General features: G+C 49.1%; 10 protein-coding genes. 7 read left to right on the forward strand and 3 right to left on the reverse strand.

Translation table 11 applies throughout. The features are described from left to right. Positions 1–117: 117 nt before the first annotated feature. From ftsH to serA, 5 genes are all read left to right on the forward strand, one after another. Positions 118–2,046, forward strand: a complete 1,929-nt coding sequence (gene ftsH, locus C504_RS0110140) for an ATP-dependent zinc metalloprotease FtsH (protein WP_018689225.1) — start codon at positions 118–120, stop codon at positions 2,044–2,046. A gap of 144 nt (positions 2,047–2,190) precedes the next feature. Beyond that, positions 2,191–3,531, forward strand: a complete 1,341-nt coding sequence (gene glmM / locus C504_RS0110145) for a phosphoglucosamine mutase (protein ID WP_018689226.1) — start codon at positions 2,191–2,193, stop codon at positions 3,529–3,531. Positions 3,532–3,840: 309 nt separating this feature from the next. Beyond that, positions 3,841–4,683, forward strand: coding sequence for an outer membrane protein (locus C504_RS0110150; protein ID WP_018689227.1), 843 nt, complete (start codon positions 3,841–3,843; stop codon positions 4,681–4,683). 181 nt (positions 4,684–4,864) lie between these two features. Beyond that, on the forward strand, positions 4,865–6,031 hold the full coding sequence (locus C504_RS0110155; protein ID WP_018689228.1) for a phosphoserine transaminase: 1,167 nt from the start codon (positions 4,865–4,867) through the stop codon (positions 6,029–6,031). Positions 6,032–6,106: 75 nt separating this feature from the next. Next, positions 6,107–7,702 carry a phosphoglycerate dehydrogenase gene (gene serA, locus C504_RS0110160; RefSeq protein ID WP_156815920.1) on the forward strand — a complete coding sequence of 532 codons (1,596 nt, stop codon included), beginning with the start codon at positions 6,107–6,109 and terminating at the stop codon, positions 7,700–7,702. 220 nt (positions 7,703–7,922) lie between these two features. On the opposite strand, the gene C504_RS0110165 is transcribed toward serA, so the two are convergent. Further along, positions 7,923–8,840, reverse strand: coding sequence for a DMT family transporter (locus C504_RS0110165; RefSeq protein ID WP_041951668.1), 918 nt, complete (start codon positions 8,838–8,840; stop codon positions 7,923–7,925). 181 nt (positions 8,841–9,021) lie between these two features. Between C504_RS0110165 and C504_RS0110170 the strand changes: the two genes are divergently transcribed. Then, positions 9,022–10,317 (forward strand): adenylosuccinate synthase, encoded by a 1,296-nt coding sequence (locus tag C504_RS0110170; RefSeq protein WP_026317386.1) that lies wholly within the window; start codon positions 9,022–9,024, stop codon positions 10,315–10,317. 37 nt (positions 10,318–10,354) lie between these two features. After that, entirely contained in the window at positions 10,355–12,598 is a 2,244-nt protein-coding gene (locus C504_RS17615; RefSeq protein ID WP_018689232.1) for an MSCRAMM family adhesin, read from the forward strand. A 41-nt stretch (positions 12,599–12,639) separates the two neighbouring features. Here C504_RS17615 and map read toward each other — a convergent pair whose 3' ends face one another. Together map and C504_RS0110185 are read right to left on the reverse strand one after the other, a co-directional pair. Further along, the gene (map, locus tag C504_RS0110180; protein WP_018689233.1) at positions 12,640–13,407 is read right to left on the reverse strand and encodes a type I methionyl aminopeptidase; all 768 of its coding nucleotides are present in this window, start codon (positions 13,405–13,407) and stop codon (positions 12,640–12,642) included. After that, positions 13,408–13,614: a ParD-like family protein gene (locus C504_RS0110185; RefSeq protein ID WP_026317387.1), complete on the reverse strand. Its 207-nt coding sequence runs from the start codon at positions 13,612–13,614 to the stop codon at positions 13,408–13,410. It abuts the gene before it with no gap. Positions 13,615–13,653: the final 39 nt, after the last annotated feature.

The following is a 13,653-nucleotide window of genomic DNA, read 5'->3' on the forward strand; positions in this document are numbered from 1 at the left end:
CGTTGACCAATATCGTGTATTTTGTGGTCTCAACGCTTGGCAAAGCGGCTTCTGGCTCCTATCTTGATGTAAACAATGAAGTTCAAGTGCGCGCGTGCGTGCAAGTCTGGAAAAGCAATGAACCCCAACTACCGTAATTTTGCATTATGGGCCGTAATCGCAATTATGCTGATCGCCCTGTTTAACATGTTCCAATCGCCTAGTGAGACGACTGCAACACGTGACGTCTCCTACACCCAATTTTTGGAAGATGTTTCTACGGGTCGCGTGAAATCTGTGACGATTACCGGCGAGCGTATCGTTGGTACTTACGGCGATACCAATATTACTTTCCAGACCTATTCGCCTGGCGATACGGGCCTTGTGCAGCGTTTGGAAGATCGCGGCGTAGAAATACGTGCGCGGCCTGAGAACGATGGTTCGGGCTCATTCACAAGCATCCTATTGTCTTGGTTGCCGATGATTGTCATCCTAGGTGTTTGGATTTTCTTCATGCGCCAGATGCAAGGCGGCGGTTCAAAAGCGATGGGCTTTGGTAAATCTAAGGCCAAATTGCTAACCGAAGCGCATGGCCGCATCACATTTGCTGATGTTGCTGGTGTTGATGAAGCCAAGCAGGACCTTGAGGAAATTGTAGAATTTTTGCGCGATCCGCAAAAGTTCCAGCGCCTTGGCGGTAAAATCCCACGTGGCTGTTTGCTCGTTGGCCCTCCAGGTACTGGTAAAACTTTGCTTGCACGTTCTGTTGCCGGTGAGGCGGAAGTGCCGTTCTTTACGATTTCAGGTTCTGACTTTGTTGAAATGTTTGTCGGCGTTGGTGCAAGCCGCGTGCGTGACATGTTTGAACAAGCCAAAAAGAATGCGCCATGTATCATTTTCATCGATGAGATTGATGCGGTTGGCCGTCATCGTGGTGCCGGTCTTGGCGGTGGTAATGATGAGCGTGAACAAACGCTCAACCAATTGCTTGTTGAGATGGATGGTTTTGAAGCCAATGAATCGGTTATTCTGATTGCTGCGACTAACCGTCCAGACGTTCTTGACCCTGCGCTTATGCGTCCGGGCCGTTTTGACCGTCAGGTTGTTGTGCCTAATCCAGATGTTGAAGGCCGCGAGAAAATCTTGAAAGTGCATGTACGCAATGTGCCGCTTGCGCCGAATGTTGATTTGAAAGTGATTGCACGTGGCACCCCGGGCTTTTCGGGTGCTGATCTGATGAACCTCGTCAATGAATCTGCTTTGCTTGCAGCGCGCCGTAACAAGCGTCTTGTGACAATGCAGGAATTTGAGGACGCTAAAGATAAGATCATGATGGGTGCGGAACGCCGCTCCAACGCGATGACAGAAGAAGAAAAAACACTCACAGCTTATCATGAAGCTGGTCATGCGATTACGGCAGTAAAAGTGCCGTCTGCTGATCCGCTGCACAAAGCAACAATCATTCCGCGCGGCCGTGCGCTCGGCATGGTGATGCAATTGCCTGAAGGCGATAAATATTCGATGAGCTACAAATATATGATCTCACGTTTGATCATTTTGATGGGTGGCCGTGTTGCTGAAGAAATTAAATTCGGCAAAGAGAATATTACATCTGGCGCATCATCAGATATCGAGCAGGCAACCAAACTTGCGCGTGCCATGGTTACGCAATGGGGCTTTTCTGACCAGCTGGGTCAAGTTGCTTACGGCGAAAACCAGCAGGAAGTGTTCTTGGGCCATTCTGTTGCACAAACTAAAAATGTGTCTGAATCAACGGCTCAGATTATTGATAGTGAAGTGCGCCGCCTTGTGGATGATGCTTATGCAGAAGCGCGCCGGATTCTCACTGATCATAAAGATGAGTGGATCGCGATTGCCGAAGGTCTGCTTGAGTATGAAACGCTAACCGGTGCTGAGATTAAGCAAATCATGGCTGGTGAAAAGCCTTCACGTGACCAAGGTGATGATTCACCACCGTCGCGCGGGTCTGCTGTTCCTAAAGCTGGTAAGGGCCGCCGCAAAGGTGATGAGCCTGATGCAGGCCTTGAGCCACAGCCGCAAAGCTAAGAATGATTACATATTGTAATTGATGTTTACCTTGTTGATTGAATTAGGCCGCGAAAGCGGCCTTTTTCATATATACTGACCGAACTTGATTTTTTGGTGCGATCTCTCGTATAGCAAAAACTTAAAAGCACTTTGGGGATGTATATGTCGCGCAAATATTTTGGTACGGATGGTATTCGTGGCAGGGCCAATACTTTTCCCATGACTGCTGAAGTTGCGATGAAGGTCGGTATGGCCGCTGGCGTTGCTTTTCAGCGCGGCAAATACCGCCACCGTGTTGTTATCGGTAAAGATACGCGCCGTTCCGGCTATATGATCGAGAATGCTTTGGTTGCTGGTTTTACCGCAGCAGGCATGGATGTTTTTCTGCTCGGGCCTGTGCCGACACCGGCTGTTGCGATGCTAACGCGAAGCCTGCGTGCAGACATTGGCGTGATGATTTCAGCTTCTCACAATTCCTATGAAGACAATGGTATCAAGCTTTTTGGTCCTGACGGCTATAAACTCTCGGATGAGTTGGAGTTAAAAATCGAGCAATTGCTTGATGATGATCTTTCTAGCCAAATGAAAGAGTGCGGCGATATTGGCCGTGCGCAACGCGTTGAGGGTGACCTTTACCGTTATATTGAATTTGCCAAGCGCACATTCCCGCGCAAAATGACACTCGCTGGCATGCGCGTTGTTATCGACTGTGCCAATGGTGCTGCTTATAAGGCGGCACCTGCTGCACTATGGGAGCTGGGCGCAGAAGTTGTGTCGATTGGCGTTACGCCGAATGGTGTTAACATCAATGAGGATTGCGGCTCCACAAAACCAGCAGCTCTTTCGCGCAAGGTGACAGAAGTTCGTGCCGATCTTGGTATCGCGCTTGACGGCGATGCGGACCGCCTTGTTCTGGTTGATGAAAAGGGTGCTGTTATTGACGGTGATCAGGTTATGGCCACGATCGGCCAAAGCTGGCATAAAGCCGACCGACTTCAAGGCGGCGGCATTGTGGCGACTGTCATGTCTAATCTTGGTCTAGAGCGTTTCTTGAAAGACGAAGGCATGAGCCTTGCGCGCACCAAAGTGGGCGACCGCTTCGTGGTTAGCCATATGCGTGAGAACGGCTATAATGTTGGCGGCGAGCAGTCTGGCCATATCGTTCTAACGGATTATGCGACGACCGGTGACGGCCTTATTGCTGGGTTGCAGATGCTGGCCTGTTTAAAAAATTCCGATAAGCCAGCAAGCGAAGCTTTCCGAAAATTCGAACCGGTGCCACAACTTCTCAAGAGCGTGCGCTTTAATGGTGGTAAGCCACTTGAAGATAAAGTGGTCATGGATGCGATTGAAACTGCCAAATCTGAACTGGGTAATTCTGGCCGATTGGTCATCAGAGCATCGGGAACAGAGCCGCTGATCCGTGTTATGGCGGAAGGTGATAACCGTTCTTTGGTCAATAAAGTTGTCACGGATTTGGCCGATTTAATCGGTGAATCTTAAGTTAGCGACCTAATTTTTCTCTGTTCTAAATCGAGACTGATGGTGCGTTTAACATTGCGCAGCATGAGTTTTGGGTGCTGTTCGTTCAATTTTTCAGTTTTCTGCCTCTATCAAACGCTTGTTTTTCTTTTTTCAAGTTCCTGTAATTACAGGAAAAAATTGATATTGGATTATAAATAGAAAACAAACGTGGTGAAGATATACGGTAAAAAAACACGGTTAAGTGCGTTTTAACCATTCCCCATCATTATAGCCTCAAGCGCAGCTATTTGCCCATTTGTAGAGTTTAGGGCTTTTGAGGAATTGATTATGAAAAACGCAGTAAAATTACTGACCGCAGGCTCAGCCATTGCAATGGTTATGACAGCTTCTGCATTTGCAGCGGACCTTTATGAGCCGCAAGTTATTGAAACACCGGTTTACCAAGTGCCAGAAAGTGTGCCTGCAGCCGTATCCGGTTGGTACATTCGCGGTGATGTTGGCTATTCATGGAGTGAGTATCGTGGTGCGATCTATGGCACACCAGGCGGAACTAACAAACTGTTTGGCGATGTTGATGAAGCATTCTTCGTTGGCGGTGGTCTTGGTTACCAGATCAACAACTTCTTACGTACTGATGTAACGCTCGATTATGATTTTGACTCTGATTTTACAGGTGTAACACGTGGGCCATGCGGTATTGGTTCTGGTGCCTGTGTATCAACAGATTCATCTAGCTTTTCAGCTTTAACTGTCATGGCTAACGCTTATGTTGACCTTGGTACATATGCAGGCTTTACCCCTTATGTTGGTGCCGGTATCGGTGGCGCTCATGTAAAGTGGAAATCTTTAAACAACACGCAATGTGATGTAGCCAATTCTGCAATTTGTGATCCAACCGTCACGCATGATGGCCGATCAAATTGGCGGTTTGCTTATGCTTTGATGGCCGGTTTCTCATATGACATCTCACATAAACTCGCTCTCGATCTTGGTTATCGCTATAAGCGGACTGCAGGTGGCGGCCAGTTTGCTTTCGCTAATAGCACAGGCCCTGGCTACGATCATGGCTTTGAACAGCATCAGGTTCGTGCCGGTCTTCGCTATAAATTTGGTGGCTCTAGCTACCAAGAGCCGATTCCGGATTATCAGCCTGCGCCGATTTACAAATAATAACGTTACTGTTTGACGTGGAAAGCCGGCCTCATGGGCTGGCTTTTTTCGTTTTATGCATGCGACAAAATCTTTTCTGAATAATTCAAAAAGTCATCTTGACGGCGCTTGTGTTTTCGCAGTATCGCAAGGGCAGGCCACCTCTCCCTAACGAGAGGCTTACTATCTGGAAGGATAGAAGATGACAAATACGACGACACCGGACATCCGTCCGGCTAACCCTAATTTTTCTTCAGGACCGTGCTCTAAGCGTCCTGGTTGGTCAGCTGCAGAACTTGATGCGCAGGCCCTTGGAAGATCCCACCGCTCTAAAATTGGTAAGACAAAGCTCGCTCAGGCCATCGATCTGACGCGCGAGGTTTTGCAAGTACCTGATGATTATCGCATCGGCATCGTTCCAGCATCTGATACAGGTGCTGTTGAAATGGCCATGTGGTCAATGCTCGGCGAACGCGGCGTTGATATGGTTGCGTGGGAAAGCTTTGGTTCTGGCTGGGTAACCGATGTTGTTAAACAGCTAAAGCTTGATAATTGCCGCAAGATTGAAGCTGGTTACGGCGAATTGCCGGACCTTAGCCAAATTAATTTTGACAATGATGTGGTGTTTACTTGGAACGGCACAACGTCTGGCGTGCGTGTTCCCAACGCAGATTTCATTCCTGCTGACCGCAAAGGCTTGACGATTTGCGATGCAACGTCTGCTGCATTTGCGCAGGATCTAGCTTTTGATAAGCTCGACGTTATCACATTTTCTTGGCAAAAAGCGCTTGGCGGCGAGGGTGCGCATGGCGTGCTAATCTTGTCACCGCGCGCTGTTGAACGGCTTGAAAATTATACACCTGCATGGCCGCTGCCTAAAATCTTCCGCATGACGAAAGGCGGTAAGCTAATTGAAGGTATCTTCAAAGGCGAGACCATCAACACACCTTCTATGCTGGCCGTGGAAGACGCGATTGACGCGCTTGAATGGGCAAAGTCCATTGGTGGCCTTAAAGGCATGATGGGCCGCGCAGATGCAAATTTTGCCGCTATCCAAAACTATGTCGACAATGTCTATTGGCTCGAAAATCTTGCGGTTGATCCTGCAACGCGCTCGAACACATCAGTCTGTTTGAAAATTACTGATCCTGCGGTTCAGGCACTTCCTGCCGATGAACAGGCAGCTTTTGCCAAAGCAATTGTTTCTGCGCTGGATAAAGAAGGCGTTGCCTATGACATCGGTGCTTACCGCGATGCGCCTTCGGGTCTTCGTATTTGGGCTGGTGCAACGGTAGAAACCGCTGACCTTGAAGCGTTGATGCCATGGATTGGTTATGCGTTTGAAGCTCAAAAAGCCCAGCTTGCTTAAGCTTTGTAATTACTGCGGTGGCTGAGAGGCCGCCGTTTTTCTCCCAAGATTAATTTTGTAATGGAGGCCAAAACAATGGCTGCACCTAAAGTACTCGTATCTGACAAATTGTCTGAAACTGCCGTCCAGATTTTCCGTGATCGCGGAATTGATGTTGATTTTATGCCAGAGCTTGGCAAAGACAAAGAAAAGCTACTGAGCATTATCGATCAGTATGATGGTTTGGCAATCCGTTCGGCGACAAAAGCAACTGAAAAGCTGATTGAAGCTGCAGCGAAGCTTAAAGTCATCGGCCGTGCTGGTATCGGTGTTGATAATGTCGATATTCCGGCTGCATCACGCAAAGGTATTATCGTGATGAATACGCCGTTCGGCAACTCAATCACGACTGCTGAACATGCGATTGCGCTGATTTTTGCGGTTGCGCGTGAACTGCCTGCTGCCGATACATCAACGCGTGCTGGTAAATGGGAAAAATCCAAATTTATGGGTGTTGAGATCACCGGCAAAACGCTTGGCGTTATTGGCTGTGGCAACATCGGTGCTGTTGTTGCAAGCCGCGCTATCGGTCTTAAAATGAATGTCGTTGCTTTCGATCCGTTCCTTTCTGAAGAACGCGCTGTAAAGCTTGGCGTTGAAAAAGTTGATCTGGACACGCTTCTGGCCCGTGCTGATTTTATTACTTTGCATACGCCAATGACCGACAAAACACGCGGCATTATCAATGCCGCAGCCTTTGCTAAAATGAAAACTGGCGTTCGCATTGTTAACTGTGCACGTGGCGGTTTGATCGTTGAGGCTGATTTGGTTGAAGCTTTGAAATCAGGCAAAGTCGCTGGTGCAGGCATTGACGTGTTTGAAACAGAACCAGCAACAGAAAACCCACTCTTTGACATGCCGAACGTTGTTTGTACGCCGCATTTGGGCGCTTCAACTTCTGAGGCTCAAGAAAATGTTGCCGTGCAAGTTGCAGAACAAATGTCTGACTATCTGCTGAAAGGTGCGGTATCTAACGCGATCAACATGCCGTCGATTACTGCTGAAGAAGCGCCGGTTCTCAAGCCATTTGTTAAACTGGCTGAAATGCTTGGTGCATTTGTTGGGCAGGCGACTGAAAGCGCGATTCAGGAAGTTGAAATCCTGTTTGATGGTTCGGTTTCCGAGATGAACACACGCGCACTTATCAGCGCAACATTGGCTGGCTTGATCCGTCCGCAGGTTGCCGATGTGAACATGGTGTCAGCACCGATCATGGTCAAAGAGCGTGGTATTCAGGTATCTGAAGTCAAGCGTGATAAATCCGGCGTTTTTGATGGTTATATCAAGCTGACTGTTAAAACCGCGAACCAAACGCGTTCAGTTGCTGGAACATGTTTTGTCGACGGTAAACCGCGCTTTATCCAGATCAAGGACATCAACCTCGATGCTGAAATTGGCCGTCACATGATCTATTTAACCAACAAGGACACACCGGGTACCATCGGTATGCTCGGCACGGTGTTTGGTAAAAATGGCGTCAACATCGCCAACTTCCAGCTTGGCCGTAAAGATCAAGGCGGCGATGCCATTGCATTGCTCTATGTGGATGGTCCTGTTCCAGAAGCCGTGCTCGATGAAGTGCGCTCACATGACCAGATTACATCTGCAAAAGCATTGCAATTTGATATTTAAACGCTGCTGACTTCGCACTGCAGCAAAAAAGTGATCGGCGCTCCTATGTTAGGGGCGCCTTTTTTATGCTATGTTTAATGTGCTTGGTGGTTGCCCGGACGCAAAATAAAATGGGCATAATATACTACCTCAGTTTGCGGTCTGACGTCAGCCGCCAAGCTCTAGCTTCATGAAATAATGACTGCGCTTAACGCTGCATTACATCTGTTACTTTCACAAATTACCGCGGTACATCCGGCGCATTTCTATGTGCTTTGCGCCCACTGCTTTCAGCAATCCAAATGCCGCCAACGACCAAGGCCATTGCGATGCCATGGTAAAGGCCAAAGACTTCACCAAGAATGATAACAGCTAATATTGTTCCGATAATAGGAACGAGATTGATGAACACGCCTGCGCGGTTTGCGCCGATAAGATCAATGCCTTTTATCCAAAGCACTTGCGCGATAATGGCGGGGAAAATTGCTGTATAAAAACCAATCGCCCAGCCTTGCGCGTCCGGCAATATAGCATTTGGGCCTTTGAGTTCGAAATAGGCAAAGGGCAAGGACACGATGAAAGCCGCGATCGCCATTGTGGTCATGAGCGATTTCCAATGTAGATCGGGTTTGTAACGCAAGATGACGGAATAGGCGGCATAGGCCAAAACGCCAATGCCCATGAACATGTCGCCCTTGTTTATTTCAAGCGCTGCAAGGCGTTCTAAACTGCCGTGAGAAGCAACGACAGCAACGCCAATGAGCGATAGCGAAAAGCCAAAGATTTGCAGTGCGCTTACGCGCATACGAAACAGGATAAAATTACCGATAAAAATGACCGCAGGCACCGCAGCCTGCTCAATGGCGACATTGATGGCTGAGGTATGATTGAGTGCGGAATACATCGTCACGTTAAACACCGCAAAACCTAAACCGCCATAAATGAAAAGCAGGGGCAAATGCGGCTTGATAATCGCGCGGTCTTGCCAAAATTGCTTGCCGCCAATCAACAATAATAAAGAGACAGCGACACCCCAGCGTATGGATGTGAGCATCATAGGGGACACATGACCCACAGCCAGTTTGCCCGCAACGGCATTGCCGCCCCAAAATAGTGTTGTCAAAAACAGGAAAATATAAGCGTTTTTGTTGTTCTGCACGGTGCGACCTTGGGTGAATTGGGGGCTGTAAGCGAATTAAATGTTGTTTATGCCTGTTTTTGCCAGAAAAAACAGTGTTGAAAGTGACAGAACGTGCGCATTGGTCTTACGCTTTGCGTCAATGAAAGCTATAGACCGCGCGTTAAGCTTTTTTACTAGAATTCTTACGCCGGAGTTTTTGATGGCAAATGTTGTAGTGGTTGGCTCCCAATGGGGTGATGAAGGCAAAGGCAAGATCGTCGATTGGCTTTCTGAACGTGCCGATGTTGTGGTGCGTTTTCAAGGTGGTCATAATGCCGGCCATACTCTTGTTGTGAATGGCAACGTCTATAAGCTCTCACTCTTGCCTTCTGGTGTTGTGCGCGGAAAATTATCCGTAATTGGCAATGGTGTGGTTTTTGACCCGCATGCCTTTGTGGCCGAAGTAACGCGTTTGTCTGAGCAGGGCGTCAAGATCACACCTGAGGTCTTGAAGATTGCCGAAAACACACCGCTCATTTTGTCACTGCACCGCGAGCTGGATGGTTTCCGCGAAGATGCTGCGTCAAATTCGGGCACGAAAATTGGTACAACGCGCCGAGGCATTGGCCCTGCTTATGAAGATAAGGTTGGCCGCCGTGCGATCCGCGTGATGGACCTTGCCAATCAGGACACATTGCCTGCCAAAGTGGATCGTCTGTTGACGCACCACAATGCGCTGCGCCGTGGTCTTGGTCATCCTGAAGTGACGCATGAAACGATTTTAGAAGAGCTGACATCTATTGCTGACCAGATTTTGCCTTATATGGATAAGGTCTGGAAGGTGCTTGACGATAAGCGCCGCGCAGGAAAACGCATATTGTTTGAAGGTGCACAGGGCACATTGCTTGATGTTGATCATGGTACTTACCCATTTGTTACATCATCGAATGTTGTTGCTGGTCAGGCCGCTGCTGGTTCTGGCATGGGGCCAGGTGCAATCAACTATGTGCTTGGTATTACAAAAGCCTATACGACCCGTGTGGGCGAGGGGCCTTTCCCAACAGAGCAGCTGAACGACGTTGGCGAGCATCTTGGCACTAAGGGCCACGAATGGGGCACGGTTACAGCACGCAAGCGTCGCTGTGGCTGGTTTGATGCGGTGCTTGTGCGTCAGGCATGTGCGGTCAATGGCATAACAGGCATTGCGCTGACCAAACTTGATGTTCTTGATGGTATGGACGAAATTAAAGTCTGTGTTGGTTATGAGCTTGACGGCGAACGCATTGACTATCTACCAGCCAGCCAAGGCGCACAGGCGCGTGTTGTGCCGATTTATGAAACGCTGGAAGGCTGGAGCGGTACGACGGCTGGTGCGCGTTCATGGAACGATTTACCTGCGCAAGCGGTTAAATATGTGCGTCACATCGAAGAATTAATCGGTGCGCCGGTCGCTTTGTTGTCAACTAGCCCAGAACGCGACGACACAATACTTGTTACGGACCCGTTTCAGGATTAAGTTCTCCTTGTGAACGTAAATATACCGGATTGAATTTATGGCAGATTTTGCAGCAGTAATCAGAAAAACACTCAGCAATATGAGTGAGGCGACACCTGAATTGCGTGCAAAAGTCTATGACAAAGCGCGCGCGACGGTCAAAAAACAAATCGATGCGATGGAGAATAGACCTCCGCAAGCCGCGATTGACCGCCAATTTGCCAAGCTTGAAGATGCGATTAATTCTGTTGAGGTAGAATATTCTGCCGAGCCGGTCAGTACGCCTGAGGTAGCGGCACCTGTTGCGCCGCCGCCAGAGCCTGAAGTGCCTGCTGCGCCAGAAGCACCAGAAGTGCCAAGTGCTCCAGAACCTGCGCCAGCAGAGCCTGAACCAGAATTACCGAAACCTGCTCCAACGCAGCCAGAAGTACCAGATGTGCCTGTTGTGCCTGCGCCAGAAATTCCGGCCGAGCCCGAGCCAGAGGTGCCAAGCGTACCAGAGCCTGCGCCAATTGCCCCTGAGCCAGAATTGCCAAAACCGGCTGAGCCAGAGCCTGAGGTAACGCCGCCTTTCGATCCTGCACCGGATAGTGATGTCGATGCGCCTTTGCCTGCAAGTTTGGACGTGGACGAGGCAGATAATCAGGTTTCTTCGGCGCCTGTTGCAGCTGATGTTTTGGATGAACCCGTCGCTGAGCCGACGCCGGTTGAAGATATTGCCGTTGAGCCACCAAAGTTTGAACAGCCTGTAGATGCTGTTGAAGCCGTTGATGATGTTTCTGACGGGATAATTGTTGCTGATGGTGCGCTGAGCGCAGAAAAAGCAAATGATGATGCGTCATCTGCACCGATTGAAGCATCATTTTCTGACGCTGTCTCATATGTCGAAACGCCATCTGTTGACGCTTCTGTCGATGATGAGCCTTCGATTGATGATATCAATAAAACAATTGGTGAACTGTTTGGTGACAAAGACAATGAACCTGCGGCAGAGATGCCAGCGGCAAACAATGACCCGCTAGCTGATTTCTTAAAAGAGCAAGAAAGCAATCTTGCTGAGCGTGAGCAGAATTTTGAAGTTTCAACAGCTGAAAAAGCTGATGATGTTTTGGATGATGTGACTTCGGGTATTGAGGCTGTTCCAGCATCAGTGGGCGCTGATATTGGCGCTGTTGAAGGTGAACGCCGTGATAGTTCCGTCGGTATTCCGCCATTGGTTTCTTCTGATGAAGAAACAAAAAGTGGCGGCGGCGCTAAGAAAGCAATTATTGCTGTTGCAGTGCTGGCCTTGCTGGGCGGTGGTGCATATGCTGCTTATGAAAAGAAAGACCAGTTAGGCGCGTTTTATAGCGAAACAGCAGTGCCTTGGTGGCAAGGTTTAACGGGCGGCGATACGGTTGTCAGTGAAGAGGGCGGTGTTCCAGTTCGCACTGTGACAAGCACGTCCGTTACCAATGATGATCAAGCATCTGAGGAAGAGGTTGCTGCTGCTGAAAATGAAGTGACGCCTTCATTGGTTGAAGATGTCAGCAATGCTGAAGAAGCACCCAATAAATTTACGCAGCGTCTGAATGAAGACGGAACCGAAATTGATGAAGGCCCGATTGAAGGGGCTGATGCTGGCGCGAATGAGGGAAGTTCTGTTTCACCTCAAACTGCTGGCACGCGCAATGATGAGCCACAGACCGCAGAAGATACAGCTGCTGCCGATACAGGCGATGCGACTGCGGAAACGCCAGCAACGCTCGTTGGCCAACGCGCAATCTTTTATGAAGAGCGCACAGGCACACAAGACGGCACTGCGCTGACAGGTGCAACGGTTTGGACCGTGGTGAATGAATCACCGGGCGGTGAACTGCCTGTAGAGCCTGCCATTCGCGCAGAAACATCGATCCCTGAACTTGGGTTGAAGATGGAAATGACGATCCGCCGCAATGGCGATAGTACGTTTCCGGCAAGTCACATTATTGAACTTTTCTTCCGCGTGCCGGAGAACTTTGATGGGCGCGGCATTGCTGATGTTCAGCGCGTGACCTTCAAAACCAATGAGCAAGACGCAGGTAACGCACTGATTGCTGTGCCTGCGCCGCTGGATCAAAACATCTTCCTGATTGCGCTAACCGATGCAAAAACAGCGGTAGAAACCAATGTGCAATTAATGACACGGGAAAACTGGATTGATATTCCAATGCAGTACACCAATGGTCGCCGCGCATTGATTACGCTGGAAAAAGGTATTCCGGGCGAGCGTGTCTTTAAAGATGTGTTTGCCGCTTGGGATGCCGCGCCGATTAATAATTAAGCTTGGGGATTGCCGCCGCAAGTCGGCGGCCTCCATGCGAATTAGAGCGCTAATTGTTCGTTTTTGCGAAGTGTTAGAACCTCAACGCCTTTTGCTGTGACCGCGACGGTATGTTCAAACTGCGCTGATAGTTTGTTATCATTGGTGGTGACTTTCCAACCATCGCTTTGTGTGGACACATTGCGTGTGCCCTGATTGAGCATAGGCTCGACAGTAAAGACCATGCCTTCACGCAGTTTTGCGCCTGTGCCGCGCCGCCCGAAATTCATCACTTGTGGGTCTTCGTGCATATCTCTGCCTATGCCGTGGCCGCAATATTCACGCACGACAGAATAGCCGTTTTTCTTAGCAAAGCGCTCGATTGCAAAGCCTATATCGCCGACATGGGCACCGGGGCGCACCTGCTTAATGCCTTGCCACATGGCGGCTTCAGCCGTGCGCACCAATTTTCTTGCGGCAGGCGCAGCGTTACCGATGATATAGGTTTTGCTGGAATCTGCGATAAAGCCGTTCTTTTCCAGCGTGATATCAAGATTGATAATATCACCATCGCGGATAATTTCATCGGCGCTTGGTATGCCGTGACAGACTACATGGTTGATTGAACTGTTAAGAACGAAAGCATAGCCATATTGGCCTTTGCTTGCCGGTCTGGCACTTAAATCCTTCGTTATGAAGTCTTCGACAAGATCATTGACCTGCAATGTCGACATGCCGACCATTTGCTGCATGTCCAGCATATCAAAAACAGATGCCAGTAATTTGCCTGACACGCGCATCAGCGCAAGTTCATCGGGTGTTTTGACCATTTAAGCGGCTGCTAAATCTGAAGAAGGACGACTGGCTGCTTCCAGCTGCATTTTGACAATGTCATTAAACGATAAGGCTGGATTGGCTTCGGCTAACATACCGATTTTCATCCAAAATTCGGCCTGTGCGTTGATTGAGCGGCACATGACCGTGCTGGCGCATCGTATTTGTTCGTGCAGTTCGTCGTCTATTTTTACAATGCCCATAAGTCACTTAGCCTATCATATTTGCAGATTGGTCGATAT

Source organism: Ahrensia kielensis DSM 5890 (genome assembly GCF_000374465.1).
GTDB lineage: Bacteria > Pseudomonadota > Alphaproteobacteria > Rhizobiales > Rhizobiaceae > Ahrensia > Ahrensia kielensis.